The sequence below is a fragment of the Siccibacter colletis genome (genome assembly GCF_025914095.1).
Lineage (GTDB): Bacteria > Pseudomonadota > Gammaproteobacteria > Enterobacterales > Enterobacteriaceae > Siccibacter > Siccibacter colletis.
In genome coordinates this window covers 2,484,965-2,499,903 of sequence record NZ_CP074352.1, presented here as the reverse complement: position 1 = coordinate 2,499,903, position 14,939 = coordinate 2,484,965, and the positions used below count along the sequence as shown (strand labels likewise).

General features: G+C 55.9%; 16 protein-coding genes. 11 read left to right on the top strand and 5 right to left on the bottom strand.

Going from position 1 to position 14,939, the window contains the following annotated elements:
- Positions 1-43: 43 nt before the first annotated feature.
- Positions 44-355 carry a flagellar hook-basal body complex protein FliE gene (gene fliE, locus KFZ77_RS12135; RefSeq protein WP_264384337.1) on the top strand — a complete coding sequence of 104 codons (312 nt, stop codon included), beginning with the start codon at positions 44-46 and terminating at the stop codon, positions 353-355.
- Positions 356-496: 141 nt separating this feature from the next.
- Here the strand turns inward: fliE and KFZ77_RS12130 are convergent, their stop codons facing one another.
- Complete coding sequence (locus KFZ77_RS12130; protein ID WP_264384336.1) at positions 497-997, bottom strand: GNAT family N-acetyltransferase; 501 nt, start codon at positions 995-997, stop codon at positions 497-499.
- 158 nt (positions 998-1,155) lie between these two features.
- Between KFZ77_RS12130 and yedD the strand changes: the two genes are divergently transcribed.
- Positions 1,156-1,569 carry a lipoprotein YedD gene (gene yedD, locus KFZ77_RS12125; RefSeq protein WP_264384335.1) on the top strand — a complete coding sequence of 138 codons (414 nt, stop codon included), beginning with the start codon at positions 1,156-1,158 and terminating at the stop codon, positions 1,567-1,569.
- A gap of 63 nt (positions 1,570-1,632) precedes the next feature.
- Here yedD and fliT read toward each other — a convergent pair whose 3' ends face one another.
- Genes fliT through fliD form a run of 3 tightly spaced genes read right to left on the bottom strand, consistent with a single transcriptional unit; the run spans position 1,633 to position 3,845 of the window.
- Positions 1,633-1,995, bottom strand: a complete 363-nt coding sequence (gene fliT, locus KFZ77_RS12120) for a flagella biosynthesis regulatory protein FliT (RefSeq protein WP_031521079.1) — start codon at positions 1,993-1,995, stop codon at positions 1,633-1,635.
- Positions 1,995-2,405, bottom strand: a complete 411-nt coding sequence (fliS, locus tag KFZ77_RS12115) for a flagellar export chaperone FliS (protein ID WP_031521081.1) — start codon at positions 2,403-2,405, stop codon at positions 1,995-1,997. The genes fliT and fliS overlap by 1 nt, the downstream gene beginning before the upstream one ends.
- A gap of 9 nt (positions 2,406-2,414) precedes the next feature.
- Positions 2,415-3,845 (bottom strand): flagellar filament capping protein FliD, encoded by a 1,431-nt coding sequence (gene fliD / locus KFZ77_RS12110; protein WP_264384334.1) that lies wholly within the window; start codon positions 3,843-3,845, stop codon positions 2,415-2,417.
- A 427-nt stretch (positions 3,846-4,272) separates the two neighbouring features.
- On the opposite strand from fliD, the gene KFZ77_RS12105 reads away from it, so the two are divergent.
- From KFZ77_RS12105 to sdiA, 9 genes are all read left to right on the top strand, one after another.
- A complete protein-coding gene (locus KFZ77_RS12105; protein WP_319640957.1) occupies positions 4,273-5,163 on the top strand; it encodes a flagellin N-terminal helical domain-containing protein in 891 nt (296 codons plus the stop codon).
- 154 nt (positions 5,164-5,317) lie between these two features.
- Positions 5,318-8,635 carry an O-linked N-acetylglucosamine transferase, SPINDLY family protein gene (locus KFZ77_RS12100; RefSeq protein WP_264384333.1) on the top strand — a complete coding sequence of 1,106 codons (3,318 nt, stop codon included), beginning with the start codon at positions 5,318-5,320 and terminating at the stop codon, positions 8,633-8,635.
- A gap of 256 nt (positions 8,636-8,891) precedes the next feature.
- Positions 8,892-9,611, top strand: a complete 720-nt coding sequence (gene fliA, locus KFZ77_RS12095; RefSeq protein ID WP_024550596.1) for an RNA polymerase sigma factor FliA — start codon at positions 8,892-8,894, stop codon at positions 9,609-9,611.
- Between the two features lie 60 nt (positions 9,612-9,671).
- Positions 9,672-10,220, top strand: a complete 549-nt coding sequence (gene fliZ / locus KFZ77_RS12090) for a flagella biosynthesis regulatory protein FliZ (protein WP_031521092.1) — start codon at positions 9,672-9,674, stop codon at positions 10,218-10,220.
- Positions 10,221-10,306: 86 nt separating this feature from the next.
- Positions 10,307-11,107, top strand: a complete 801-nt coding sequence (tcyJ, locus tag KFZ77_RS12085) for a cystine ABC transporter substrate-binding protein (protein WP_264384332.1) — start codon at positions 10,307-10,309, stop codon at positions 11,105-11,107.
- A 118-nt stretch (positions 11,108-11,225) separates the two neighbouring features.
- Complete coding sequence (gene dcyD, locus KFZ77_RS12080; RefSeq protein WP_264384331.1) at positions 11,226-12,212, top strand: D-cysteine desulfhydrase; 987 nt, start codon at positions 11,226-11,228, stop codon at positions 12,210-12,212.
- Between the two features lie 22 nt (positions 12,213-12,234).
- Positions 12,235-12,903 carry a cystine ABC transporter permease gene (tcyL, locus tag KFZ77_RS12075; RefSeq protein ID WP_031521097.1) on the top strand — a complete coding sequence of 223 codons (669 nt, stop codon included), beginning with the start codon at positions 12,235-12,237 and terminating at the stop codon, positions 12,901-12,903.
- Complete coding sequence (tcyN, locus tag KFZ77_RS12070) at positions 12,900-13,652, top strand: L-cystine ABC transporter ATP-binding protein TcyN (RefSeq protein ID WP_264384330.1); 753 nt, start codon at positions 12,900-12,902, stop codon at positions 13,650-13,652. Before tcyL ends, tcyN begins: the two co-directional genes overlap by 4 nt.
- Before the next feature lie 208 nt (positions 13,653-13,860).
- Positions 13,861-14,586: a transcriptional regulator SdiA gene (gene sdiA, locus KFZ77_RS12065; RefSeq protein WP_264384329.1), complete on the top strand. Its 726-nt coding sequence runs from the start codon at positions 13,861-13,863 to the stop codon at positions 14,584-14,586.
- A gap of 59 nt (positions 14,587-14,645) precedes the next feature.
- Here sdiA and KFZ77_RS12060 read toward each other — a convergent pair whose 3' ends face one another.
- Positions 14,646-14,870 carry a DUF2594 family protein gene (locus KFZ77_RS12060; protein ID WP_264384328.1) on the bottom strand — a complete coding sequence of 75 codons (225 nt, stop codon included), beginning with the start codon at positions 14,868-14,870 and terminating at the stop codon, positions 14,646-14,648.
- Positions 14,871-14,939 lie beyond the last annotated feature (69 nt).

Below are 14,939 nucleotides of genomic sequence, written 5' to 3'. Positions count from 1 at the left end.
GCTGGTATTCTCATCCCGGTAAAAAAATATCCAGGGGATTACCATGGCAATACAGGGTATTGAAGGCGTTCTTCAGCAGCTGCAGGCCACCGCAGGCGTAGCGCGCAACCAGGCAGTAGAAGCACAGCCGGCAGTGAGCTTTGCCGGTGAGTTACAGGCCGCGCTGGGTCGTATCAGCGAGGCGTCCACCACGGCGCGTACTCAGGCGGAGAATTTCGCGATGGGTAAACCGGGGGTAGCGCTGAATGATGTGATGGTCGATCTGCAAAAATCGTCCGTCTCACTGCAGATGGGTATTCAGGTGCGCAATAAACTGATGACCGCGTACCAGGACATCATGAGCATGCAGGTGTAGTACCCGACGTTCTCACGTCCGTTTTTAGCACGGCGTGGGCAGCGGGCCGGTGCGGCAGAGCAGGGGGTGGTTCCATATGCTCGCCGCCGCGCAGGCTGGCAACCTGAGGCAGGCGATTGCTGCGCTCAGGGCCCACGGCGGTTAATCTTTGCGTTGTTCCTCTCCGGTGCGGTTCAGCACCTTATTCATATTTATTCCCGTCACGTTAAATCCGCAGGCGTCATAGACCCGTCTGGCCGCTGTATTGTGCGCCGCGACGCGCAACATCATCTGGGTATAGCCTTCGGCCGCCAGCTGCGTCTCCAGCTGATGCAGAGCCGCTTTGCCGAAACCCTGACCGCGGCAATGCGCAAACAAGAAGAAATCGCAGATGAAGACCGAGCGCATGATCGGATCGGGTTTGTACCACAGGTAGCCGATGGGCTGGCTGCTCTCCCCATCCGCTGCAAGAATATGCAACAGTTGCTGGCCCGCTGTGCCTGGGCCATCCGGAAAACTCAGTTCGACGTCCCGGGCTGCCTGGCGCTGCGCCTCCGCGGTAGTGAGGCGGTAGTTTTCAACAATTTCCCGCACATAGTCGTCGATAAAATAGTCCCGCCAGGCGGGGAAGTCCGCAGCGGTCAAGGGGCGAAAAGCGATCATAGAGGCGTCCTGATAAAAGCGTGCGTAGCGGATGACGATAGCAGGGCTTGCGCAGCGGGTACAGTCGCTAAGTGGTTCAACAACCAGCGCTTATCACGGCTGGCACCCGTGCGGCTTTGATGCCAGAATAGGTTTTTTCGCCCCTGACAGGATAGATGATGAAAAACGTTGCACTCGTAGCGGCACTGCTGGCCCTGAGCGGCTGTGTGCAGGTCGATGATTACACTGCCGTGGTAAAAACCCCGGCACCGGCGGAGCTGGTGGGCAACTGGCAGTCGAAAGGGCCACAAAGCTCGCTGGTCAGCCCGGAAGCCATCGGTTCGCTTATCATTACCGCTGAAGGCGATACCCTTGACTGTCGCCAGTGGCAGCGGGTGATTGCCCTACCGGGCAAGCTGACGCTGCGTTCCGGAACGCTGTATAACGTCACGGCTAAACGTGAGATCTATGACATCGAACGCGAAGGCAGCACGCTGGAGTATGACGGTATGACGCTTGAGAAAGTGGATCGACCGACCCAGGAGTGTGCGGATTATCTGGCGAAGAACCCGCTCAACGACGTGACGCCGTAATCCCGCTCCAGAAGTCAGTCAGTGTGACTTCTGGAGTATGACGAAAACATGATAAGCGGGCGTTTATTGATTGAAATCGTGCGGGAAAAGGATATTGCCCGACAGCTTGCCATAGGTGGTAGAGACGGACTTCTGCCGGCCGGTCTGATCGATAAGCTCACGTAGCTCATCCATACGCTGCTGCAGCAGGGTACGCAGTTCAGCTTCATTGCCCAGCACTTTCGTCAGCAGCTGGCGTGCCTGTTCCTGATGAACGATGTTGCCCGGCGAGACGGGGTTACGCGCGATGGTTTCTACCAGGGTAACGTATTTGACTTCCTGTTCAATCAGCTCATCCCATTTCCCGGAGTGAGCCAGGTTGAGCATGGTATTGCTTAATGCGTGTAGTGCGTGCCAGTTATTGAGGGATGAGAGGAGGTCATTCATCAGATCGAATCCTGGAAAGTAGGTGAACCTGCGCCGATCTGTTTCCAGGCGTCAGCAATATTAGATAGCAGGGCTTCCACTTCGCTGATGGCATCAACGTCATTGCGCAAATTGGCCTGCAACAGTCGTCGCACCATGTATTCATAAAGTGAAGCAAGGTTCTGCGACAGCTCGCCACCGGCTTCCATATCGAGCCCGGCTTTTAACCCGTTATCAATAATGTTGATGGCTTTCGACAGGGCTTCGCCTTTCTCCGCCATCTGACCTGCTTCCAGGAACAGGCGTGCGCGAACAAGGGCACTGTGTGCCCCGTCGAACAACATTACGATCAACTGGTGTGGGCTCGCACTCATTACCGCACTTTCCACTCCTACCTTCTGATAGGACTGAACACCAGAGTTGTTGTACATATCTAATCCTTAACTACTGCTTTTTGAGAACTGCTGCGTGAGATAATTAGCGGTATTCGTCATCTTGGTCATCATCACGTCGAGGTTGGTGAACTGCGTTTTATAACGCGCCATGGTGGCATCAATTGAAGCTTCCATGGCGTCGTAGCGTTCGCCCAGGGTTTTCAACGTTTTGTTGATACCGTCTTTGGCATTCTGAATCACACCGGTTTTGCCCGCGCTGGTGCTCAGCATATCGGTCAGGGTGTTGTTCATTTTGGTCGCCAGACCGGTGGTTTTACCGTCGCCGATAAAGTAGGCCTGCACCGCTGCCGGGTTTTCGGACAGCTGCTTGTTCAGCTTGTCAGAATCAATCTTCAGGGTGCCCATGGTGCCTTCACTGCCCTTGGCGGTATCCTGGGTGATGCCCAGCTGCGCCATGATCTGCACGGAACCCGCCTGAATGTCGGTCAGCATACCGCGCAGCTGCGACTGAATGCCGCGCACGTTGCCGTCGCCGACCAGCGCGCCGTTGCTGCTGGACTGCGCGTCGGTGCCTTTATCCACTGCCACGTATTTAGTCACAGAGCTGATGGTGGCCTGCAGCGAGTTATAGGCGCTGACCCAGTCGGTGATCGCTTTCTTGTTGGCGTCGGTGGCGCGGGTAACGTCCAGCGTCTCGTCGGCCTTACTTTCCGCTTTCACGGTAAAGGTGACGCCCGGCAAGGCATCAGAAATGGTGTTGCTCTGACGTTCGATTTCCACGTCGTTCACCACCACAATAGCGTTCTTCGCCACGGTCTGCTGAGAGAGCGCGCCGGTGCCGGTCGCGGAGTCGTAACCAATGGCGCTCTGCAGCTTCGCATCACCGGTAACGGTGACGGTCATGGCGCTTTCGGTGCCGGTGGTTTTTGAGGTCAGCATCAGACGGTAATCGCCATCGTTTGCTTTAATGATGCTGGCGCTGACGTTGCCGTTCGCTTTGTTAATGGCGCTGGCGATCCCGGTCAGGGAGGTATCAGCGTCAGACAGCTGAACTTCCAGTGGCTTTTCGGTGCCCGGCTGGCTGATGGTAATGGTGCGCGACGCCCCGGTGATGTCACCGAGCTTTTCGGTATTGCTGGCAATCGAACCGGTGGTCAGCACCTGGGCTTTTGCCACCTGGTTTACGTTCACGGTGAAGCTACCGACGGACGCGTCGGACGTGGTCGTCGCGGTAAAAGCGGTGTTAGTGCTGCTAACGGACGTGGAGTTCCAGGTGGCCGCTTTACCCAGCGCCGCCGTGGCGGTCTGCAGGCTGGTCATTGCGCTCTGCAGTTTGCCGTAAGCGCTCAGCTGCGCGTTATAGTTGGTCTGCTGAGTGGTTATGGTGGTCAGCTTGGTTCTTTCAGCTGTTTCTAACTGATCGTACAGATCCCCGAGTCCGGCAGAGCCTATCCCGAGGTTAGTGATAGTAGCCATGCATGTTTTCCTTAAAATACGATAGTAGTTCAGGACTCTATATCGGCGACCGATGACGAAAGTTTACGGCCAGGCAAAAAAAATAATCCGTGGAATAGCCAGGCGCTTCGCGTGTATTTAGGTCGATTGGTCAAAAGCAGAAACGGAAATAACGGGAGGCAGAGCAGGGGAGGCGCAAACGCGATCTAATAATAAGGAAGAAACCGGCGCTGATGAAAAATCTGACGTGGCCGCAAAGATTTGAATTAAATAGTGAGTTAAAAAACAGTTTAGTAAATAAATGTTCTTTAAATACATGGTGTTACGATTTTTTTAAAATTGATTCTAAAGTCTTTTTAAGGCCCGTCGATAACCTTGTTGACGGTGAGAGACGCCGTGAGTGTTAGGCACCGAATCTAAAAACCCATTATTTGAAGGAAACAAAATCATGGCAGTTATCAATACTAACCTGTTGTCCCTGACTACTCAGAACAACCTGAACAAATCTCAGTCTGCACTGGGTACTGCAATCGAGCGTCTGTCCTCTGGTCTGCGTATCAACAGCGCGAAAGATGACGCTGCTGGCCAGGCAATTGCCAACCGTATGACTGCACAGGTTAAAGGCCTGACTCAGGCTGCACGTAACGCTAACGACGGTATCTCTGTTGCTCAGACTACTGAAGGCGCGCTGAACGAAATCAACACCAACTTACAGCGTATCCGTGAGCTGACTGTTCAGGCGAACAACGGCACCAACTCCGGTGACGACCTGGTTTCCATCAACAACGAAGTTGTTGACCGCGTTAAAGAAATCAACCGTGTTGCTGCTCAGACCAGCTTCAACGGCGTGAAAGTACTGTCTACTGGCCAGACTCTGAACATCCAGGTTGGCGCGAACGACGACGAAACCATCGGCATCTCCCTGAAGAAAATCGACTCTACCACTCTGTTCAGCACCGCTGGCCTGACTGGTATCACCGAATCTTCTACCGGTGCTTCTGCTAACGGTATCCTGGCAACTTACACTGCTGCTACCGGTACTACTGCTACCGTTGCAACTGTTAACACCAAGCTGCTGACTGAAATCGACAAAGCTATCTCTGACGTTGACTCCCTGCGTTCAAGCCTGGGTGCGAGCCAGAACCGCTTCGAATCTACTGTTAACAACCTGAACAGCACTGTTAACAACCTGACCGCTGCGAAAAGCCGTATCGAAGACGCCGACTACGCTACCGAAGTTTCCAACATGAGCCGCGCGCAGATCCTGCAGCAGGCTGGTACTTCTGTACTGTCTCAGGCTAACCAGGTTCCGCAGACCGTACTGTCTCTGCTGCGTTAATATCGCATCAGCAATCACAGTAATTAGCATAAAAAATAGCGGGTATTATACCCGTTATTTTTTTTTGCGTTTTTTATACTGGGCCTTAGTCTGACAGGGTTCCCGAGCGTGAAGGCGCAGCGACCCGGTCGTTAACCTGGAATGAAGCGCGCACATGAAAAAGTCACTCGCTAAACCTGCCCCACACGCCAATAAAGCGGCCGATCCTGCCGTGAATAAAAAAATCCATCTCGCACTCGACTGGCTTTCCACCCAACCTGAAAATTCACTGGCACTGGTGGACGAGCTGCTGGCAAAAGATGCCGGTAATCCGCTGCTGTGGGTCATCGCCACCAAAGCCAACCAGCGACTCGGGCAGTTTTTCCAGGCTGACGAATGCGTGGATAAAGCGCTGAAGATCGCCCCGGACTATATCGAAGCCATCTACGCGAAATCTGATTTGCTCTACCGCAGCGATCGTCTGGCGGAAGCCGAAATTTATCTCACTGACGCGGTCACGCGCATTGGCAAGAGCGAGTCGCGCCCGCTGCGCTCCCTGTTTGCCACCGTTCTGCAGAAACAGAAAAAATATGAGCAGGCGCAGGCGATCTATCAGGAACTGACCGACGAGGCACCGGATAACTGGCTCTACTGGAACAACCTCGGCATGGTCGGGCAGGATCTCAGCCAGTTTGCGGCGATGGATGCCGCCTATGTCAAAAGCTGTGCGGTGACCAAAGACAACCCGACGCCGTATTTCAACCGCATCGTCGGTGCTCACTACGATCCCGAACGCAGCGCGGAAGAGATTCTGCAGATGTGCCGCGACTGGCAGCAGAAGTTCGCGCCGAAAAGCGTGGTGCGCGCAGTGGCAAAGAACAAAGCCGCCGACAAACGCCTGCGTATCGGGCTTATCTCTGACGGACTGCGCTCGCACCCGGTCGGGCAGATGATCACCCTGGGGCTGGGCAATATTCCCGAGTCGCAGATCGAGTTTTACGCCTACAGCACCAACTATAAAGAAGATCACCTGACGCACCGCATCAAGCGCATGTGCGCCAAATGGCAGGTGATCGAGCATATCTCGCCGGTGGAGCTGGATAAAATTATCCGCGCTGATCAGATTGATATCCTGTTTGACCTCAGCGGCTACAACGCCAACAGCCGGATGCAGACGATGCAGCTGGCCCCGGCACCGGTACAGATCAAATGGGTCGGCGGGTTAATCAGCAGCACCGGGCTGGAAACCATGGATTACCTGCTCAGCGACGGCATCGAAACGCCGGAGGGGAGTGACGCGCTCTACACCGAGAAGCTGATCCGTATGCCGGACGACTATATCTGCTACGATCCGCCGTTCTATCTGCCGTCGGTCAATGAAAACCCGGTGAAGACCAACGGGTATATCACCTTCGGCTGCTTTAACAACGCCTCAAAAATTAACGATCCGCTGCTGGCTCAGTGGGCAGCGCTGCTGCACCGCGTCCCGGATTCGCGCCTGTTCCTGAAAAGCTTCAACTTCGACAACGTCTCCCTGAGCGAGCACGTGCTGAGCACCCTGGAGAGCCACGGTATTACCCGCGATCGCGTGCGTATCGAAGGCGCGTCACCGCACCAGGCGCTGCTCGCCAGCTACCACGATGTGGATATCGCCCTTGATCCCTGGCCGTACTCCGGTGGGTTGACCACCTGCGAAGCAATGGCGATGGGTGTGCCGGTAGTAACCCTGCCTGGCCCGACCTTTGCCGGACGCCACTCCGCCTCTCACCTGGTGAACGCCGGTTTGCAGGAGCTGGTAGCCAGCGACTGGGAAAACTATCTCGATATTACCGTTGGCTTAGCCCACGACCTTGATAGCCTGGCGATTATCCGCAGTAATCTGCGCGACATTCTGCTCGCGTCACCGGTCTGCGACGCTCAGCGTTTTGCGAAACACTTCTCCGAGGCGATGCGCGCCGTATGGCAGCGCTACTGCGAAGGCAAAGCCCCGGCGGCATTGACCCTCAGCCATGAGCATGCGCCGCAGTTTGCCGATGACGCTGAGCCGATGACGCTGGCGATGCCGGCGGGCGCGGCGGTAGAAAGCACCGCGGTGCAGAGCAACGATTTTGCCTTCAAAACCGGCGGCAAAATTTTCATGATGGATTACGGCGGCAACTTCGCAACCGGCGGCAAGTTCATCACCCTGAGCGGGCTGGATGCGTTCTGGTTCATCCTGATGGATACCGTGGGGGCGGTGCAGGACGACCATCTGCCGCTGCGCAAAAAAGCGATCCAGCATATCAAGCTGCACGCGCTCGGCGACGGCGAAATGCAGCCGGTCTACATCTGTCTGGATAATGCCCACAGCTCAAACCTGAAGCCGCTTGGCGGCAGCGGGGCGCAGGTCATCACCGAAGTGCAGGCTCAGAGCTCGCGCCTTGATGAGATCCACGGTCTCGACAAGCTGGAGTGGTTCGTGCTGGATAATCGCTTCGATCTGCAGGCGGTGCTGGCGCACGGGCAGCGCATTCTCTCTGGCTGCCTGGCAATCGAAGTGCGCGTCACCTTTGACGACATCCATGAAAATCAGATGTCGTTCGATGCTATTCGCCGCGCGCTGGGCGAGTTCGGACTGACGTTCCACGCCTTTACCGCGACCGAACAGGCTCAGCCGCTGGTCAGCGAGGCATTTGGCACCCTGGACTCGTCGAAAATGACCGCCGCAAGCGCGCTGTTTATTCCGTCGGCGCAGCGTATGAAGGTGCTGGACGATCAGCAGCGCGAGCGGCTGGCGTTCATTATGCACGCCGCTTACGGCCTGAAGGACGTGGCGTACAGCGTGTTCAAAGCCGGCTCTGCGGAACGCGCCGAGGACTATCTTGGCAGTATGCAGGGGCAGGAGAGCACTACCTCCGCACCGGCGGCGAATAAATCGATTATTCCCGACATGCCGCGCATGTCCCTGCGTGAAACGGAGCTGTTCGAGCGTCATCTGAAAAACGCCGGTAGCTACTTCGAGTTCGGCAGCGGCGGCTCTACCAAGCTGGCGACCCGCAACAATGTTGAAGTCTGGGGCGTGGAAAGCGATAAGTTCTGGGTGGATACCCTGCATAAAGAAGCGGGGCCGCTGTGCAAAGTGGACTACGTGGATATCGGGCCAACCAAAGCCTGGGGTTATCCGGTGGATGACACGCACAAGGAGAAGTTCACCGACTACAGCGAAGCGATCCTGAAACACGATCGCGCCTTCGACTTAATTCTGGTGGACGGTCGTTTCCGCGTTGCCTGTACGCTGAACGCCATCAAACATACCCTAAAGAAACAGCAGAACCCTGCCGATACTTTGATTTATATCCACGATTTCTGGGATCGCGCTGACTACCACGTGGTGCTGGAGTTCCTCGACACGGAACAGGTTGCGGAGAGCGCAGGGCTGTTCCGGGTGAAGAAGAACATCAACCCGGCGCTGCTGGAAAAAGTGCTCGAAAAGTATAAGTACGTGGCCGTCTGATGCCGCGGCGGGCCATACGCGTGGCCCGCTGACGCTATAATAACGCTGTCGCCCGCCTCACCGGAACCCGTTCTGGTGAGGCGGGCGATATGTCGCTTTTATTACGCGTTTCCCTTAGTGCTATCTTCAGCTTTTTTAACGAAATTTGGCTTAACAATCAAAATAACCCCCTCTTTTACCCACTATTCATCCGATTAAAAGCCCTCCAGAAACGGATAATCAAGCCGATAACTCAACTAACGCAGGGCTGTTTATCGTGAATTCACTGTATACCGCTGAAGGTGTAATGGATAAACACTCGCTGTGGCAGCGTTATGTACCACTGGTGCGTCACGAAGCATTGCGCCTCCAGGTGCGATTGCCGGCGAGCGTGGAACTTGACGATCTGCTTCAGGCGGGCGGCATCGGGTTATTGAATGCAGTTGAACGCTACGATGCTCTGCAAGGAACGGCATTTACGACTTACGCAGTACAACGTATTCGTGGAGCGATGCTGGATGAATTGCGCAGCCGGGATTGGGTGCCGCGCAGCGTCCGACGTAATGCCCGCGAAGTGGCGATGGCGTTAAGCCAACTGGAGCAGGAACTGGGTCGCAACGCCTCGGAAACCGAAGTGGCGCAGCGCTTAGGGATTGCTATCGAAGAGTATCGCCAGATGTTGCTCGACACCAACAACAGTCAGCTTTTTTCTTATGACGAGTGGCGTGAAGAGCACGGCGACAGCATCGAACTGGTAACGGACGAGCATCAACAAGAAAACCCGCTACAACAATTGCTGGAAAGCAATTTACGCCAGCGCGTAATGGACGCCATCGAGGCACTGCCGGAGCGCGAACAGCTGGTGTTGACACTGTACTATCAGGAAGAGCTCAATCTCAAAGAGATTGGGGCTGTTCTGGAAGTAGGGGAGTCGAGGGTCAGTCAGTTGCACAGCCAGGCCATAAAACGGCTTCGTACCAAGCTGGGTAAGTTATAGGCGGTAGCGCTTTACGCCGCCTGAGAATGCCGCACAACGCATTGACAACCAGGAGTTATCATGACTGTGCTGCAAAAAAGACGGCCATTAAGCCGCTACCTGAAAGACTTTAAGCACACGCAAACCCATTGCGCTCACTGCCATAAATTGCTCGATCGCATTACGCTGGTCCACCGCGGCGCCATCGTCAACAAACTGGCTATTGCACAGCTCGACACGCTCATCGACGAGGCCACCTGGCAGCGCGAACAGAAAGAGTGGGTGGCGCTGTGCCGCTTCTGTGGCGATCTGCACTGCAAAGAGCAGAGCGACTATTTCGATATTATCGGCTTCAAACAGTATCTCTTCGAACAGACCGAGATGAGCCACGGCACGATCCGCGAGTACGTGGTGCGCCTGCGCCGCCTCGGCAATCATCTTGGCGTGCACAACATCCCTCATGCTCAGCTTCAGGGCGGCCTGCTCGATGAACGGCTCGAACCCTGGCTGCCGCCGACCAGCACCAATAATTACCGTATCGCCTTGCGCAAATACGCCCAGTTCCAGCAGCTGCGGGATCACGGGATGATGCATAAAGAAGAGCACAAAGCGACTTCTGATATATATTAAAAAGGCATAAGTTGTAGCGGAGTGGTTTATGTCATCCGGCATTAACTCATTACAATACAACCAAAATTTTACTATTCGGGGTAATTATGAAACTAGCAAAACTGGGTCGCCAGGCGCTGATGGGCGTGATGGCGGTGGCGCTGGTCGCCGGAGTTAGTGTTAATGCCGTGGCACAGGATAACCTGCTCACAAAAGTGAAAGAGCGCGGTACCTTGCTGGTGGGGCTGGAAGGCACCTACCCTCCGTTTAGTTTCCAGGGCGACGACGGCAAGCTGACCGGCTTTGAAGTTGAGTTTGCCGAAGCGCTGGCGCAGCATCTCGGCGTGAAGGCGTCGCTGAAGCCGACCAAGTGGGACGGGATGCTGGCCTCGCTGGACTCCAAACGCATTGATGTGGTGATTAACCAGGTCACCATCTCCGATGAGCGTAAGAAAAAGTATGACTTCTCCACGCCGTACACCGTCTCCGGTATCCAGGCGCTGGTGAAAAAAGATAACGCCGGCAGCATCAAAACTGCCGCCGATCTGAAAGGCAAGAAGGTTGGCGTGGGTCTTGGCACCAACTATGAAGAGTGGCTGCGTGCTAACGTGCAGGGCGTGGACATCCGCACCTATGACGACGACCCGACCAAATACCAGGATCTGCGCGTAGGGCGTATCGATGCCATTCTGGTTGACCGCCTGGCGGCACTGGATCTGGTGAAGAAAACCAAAGACACCCTGGCGGTTGCGGGCGAGCCGTTCTCCCGTCAGGAGGCCGGTGTCGCGGTGCGTAAGGACAACGCCGATCTGCTGAAAGCTATCGATGCGGCTATCGCCGAGATGCAGAAAGACGGTACGCTGAGCAAGATTTCTGAGAAGTGGTTCGGGGCCGACGTCACGAAGTAAGCGACGCCCTGACAGTAAAAAGGTGCTGATATCAGCACCTTTTTTATTTGTCGGCGCGGAAAGCCCCGCCCTGTCGTGCATAATGACATCATTGCTTAACCTGAATACCGGAGGCTGCATGTCCCTTCACAACCTGACCCGCTTTGCGCGTCTTGAACTTATCGGCGCGCCAACGCCGCTGGAATACCTGCCGCGACTCTCTGATTATCTGGGGCGCGACATCTTCCTTAAGCGCGACGACGTCACTCCGCTGGCGATGGGCGGCAACAAGCTGCGCAAGCTGGAGTTCCTCGCGGCGCAGGCGCTGCAGGAGGGGGCTGACACCCTGATTACCGCGGGGGCGATTCAGTCCAATCACGTGCGCCAGACCGCGGCGGTAGCGGCGAAGCTTGGCCTGCAGTGCATTGCGCTGCTGGAAAACCCGATTGGCACCCACGCTGAAAACTACCTGACCAACGGCAACCGGCTGCTGCTCGATCTGTTTGATGCAAAAGTCGAGCTGTGCGAGGCGCTGAATCGCCCGGACGATCAGCTGCAGGCGCTGGCGACCCGCGTTGAAGCCCAGGGATTCCGCCCTTACGTGATCCCGGTCGGCGGCTCGAATGCGCTGGGTGCGATGGGTTATGTCGAGAGCGCGCTGGAGATCGCTCAACAGTGTGAAGGGGCCGTCGCGCTCTCTTCGGTGGTTGTGGCCTCCGGCAGTGCCGGCACCCACGCCGGGCTGGCGGTAGGGCTGGAGCAGCTGATGCCGGACGTGGAGCTGATTGGCGTGACGGTTTCGCGTCGCGCGTCCGATCAGAAACCGAAAGTGGTCGCGCTGCAGCAGGCAGTGGCGCGCGATCTGGAGATCGCCGCCCGGGCGGATATCACCCTGTGGGATGACTACTACGCGCCGGGCTACGGTGTGCCAAATGAAGAAGGGATGGAAGCCGTGAAGCTGCTGGCGCGTCTCGAAGGCATTCTGCTCGACCCGGTGTACACCGGCAAAGCGATGGCCGGGCTTATCGACGGCATCAGCCAGCAGCGTTTCAAAGACGATGGCCCGATCCTGTTCGTGCATACTGGCGGCGCGCCTGCGCTGTTCGCCTATCATCCCCATGTCTGAACCGGCAGAGTGAAATAAGCTAATGCAAGAGAGTATTCAACTGGTGCTGGATTCCGCACCTTATCTGCTGAACGGCGCGGTGTTTACGCTGCAGCTCAGTATCGGCGGCATGTTCTTCGGTCTGGTGCTGGGCTTCGTGCTGGCGCTGATGCGTATGTCGCCGATCCTGCCGGTGCGCTGGCTGGCGCGCTTCTACATCTCTGTCTTTCGCGGTACGCCGCTTATCGCCCAGCTGTTTATGATCTATTACGGTCTGCCGCAGTTTGGTATTGAGCTGGACCCGATGCCAGCGGCGATGATTGGCCTGTCGCTGAATACCGCCGCCTATACCTCTGAAACGCTGCGTGCGGCGATTTCGTCCATCGACAAGGGGCAGTGGGAAGCGGCAGCGAGCATCGGCATGACGCCGTGGCAGACGCTGCGTCGCGCCATTCTGCCCCAGGCGGCGCGGGTGGCGCTTCCGCCGCTCTCCAACAGCTTTATCAGCCTGGTGAAGGATACCTCGCTGGCGGCCACCATTCAGGTGCCGGAGCTGTTCCGCCAGGCGCAGCTGATCACCTCACGCACGCTGGAGGTCTTCACCATGTATCTGGCGGCGTCACTGATCTACTGGGTGATGGCGACGGTGCTGTCGGCACTGCAGAACTATTTTGAAAATCAGCTTAACCGTCAGGAGCGCGATCCGAAATGAGTGCGATTGAAGTTAAAAACCTGATTAAAAAATTCCACGGCCAGACGGTGCTGCACGGCATCGATCTTGAGGTGGCGCAGGGCGAAGTGGTGGCGATTATCGGCCCGAGCGGATCGGGGAAAACCACGCTGCTGCGCAGCATCAACCTGCTGGAGCAGCCCGACGGCGGCACCGTGCGCGTGGGGGAAATCACCATTGATGCCGCGCAGCCGGTGAGCAAGCAGAAGGGGCTGATTCGCGCGCTGCGTCAGCAGGTGGGCTTCGTATTCCAGAGCTTTAACCTGTTCCCGCATCGCACGGTGCTGGAGAACATCATCGAAGGGCCGGTGATTGTGAAGGGCGAAAACCGCGAAGAGGCAAGCACCCGGGCGCGGGAGCTGCTGGCGAAGGTCGGGCTGAGCGGGAAAGAAACCAGCTACCCCAAACGGCTTTCCGGCGGACAGCAGCAGCGAGTGGCGATTGCCCGCGCGCTGGCGATGCGCCCGGAAGTGATTCTGTTCGATGAGCCGACGTCAGCCCTTGACCCGGAGCTGGTGGGGGAGGTGCTCAACACCATCCGCCGTCTGGCGGAAGAGAAGCGCACGATGGTGATTGTGACCCATGAAATGAGCTTTGCGCGTGACGTGGCCGATCGTGCTATTTTCATGGATGAAGGTCGCATTATTGAGCAGGGGCCGGCGAAAACGCTGTTTGCCGATCCGCAGCAGCCGCGCACGCGTCAGTTTCTCGAAAAATTCCTCATGCAATAACCCTTATTCCGCTGGTATTAACGCAGCGGAAAAATTTTCATGATGGCGTAACGGGTACGTTCAGCCCCCGCTATCGCGGGGCTGAGCAATAATTTTCTCAAGAACGCAGAATACGCGCCGATAGTTATTAATTAATTGACCACCGGAATGTGGTATTTTGATATATCAGCAACACAAATAAAACGAACGCGGAGAATTACTATAAACAATGAGGGATTGTGACTTTTTTAGCTGGCGGCGGGAGATGCTGACCAGATTTCAACATATTCAGGATGCCAGTGAAGTATACGCGCTATTACAACAGCAGACGCAGCAGCTGGAATTTGATTACTACTCGTTTTGTGTCCGACATCCTGTTCCTTTTACGCGCCCCAAAATAACGGTGGAAACCACCTACCCAAAGGCGTGGTGGCAGCAGTACACCGCAGAAAACTATTTCCTCATCGATCCGGTACTTAAACCGCATAATTATGAACGCGGCCACGTGGTGTGGGAGGGGGCGTTATTTACCCCGGATACCCTGACATTCTGGGATGCGGCGCGCGACCATGGTCTGCGCCAGGGTTTCACCCAGTGCGTAATAAGCCCGGAGCGCATCACGTCATTTCTGTCAGTCTCACGTACCAGTACGCGAGGACAAGTGCCCAATATGGACGAGCTGGCGGTGAGGCTTCAGTTGCTCGGCGAATTAAGTATGTTTACCCTGCTGCGGCTGGGCGACCCGGCGATGCTGCCGCTGGAGATGAAATTAAGTAAGCGCGAGCGGGAAATATTGCAGTGGACGGGAGAGGGCAAGACCTCGGCGGAAATAGCAATGATCCTTTCCATTTCAGAAAATACGGTTAATTTCCACCAGAAGAATATGCAGAAAAAATTCAACGCGCCCAATAAAACGCAAATTGCGTGTTATGCGGCAGCGACAGGGATTATTTAGCGTTACGGCAGGAAAGGAATGAAGGCCGGCTGATGCGCTAACGTTCAGCCGGCACGGTATTACTGGCGATATGCCTGTTTAATCTGCTGAACGGTATTGGCAAATACCGCTGCCTGCGAGGCGTCTTCCATCTGCGCAATTTGCTTTTCAAGCTTAAGGATCACGCGACCGGCATCCGCCTGGCCCATCGCCTGAAGCATCAGGGTAAGCAGGGTTTTGAGGCAGGCGACTTCAACGGCCAGGTTCTGGTTATTTTCCGCAGTGAAAAAGTCGGGAGTGCTCATTTATATTCCTCTTTACGTGTGCAGCGCGCAACGACAGCGGCTGATGAAAACTGAAGGCGGCGGAGTATA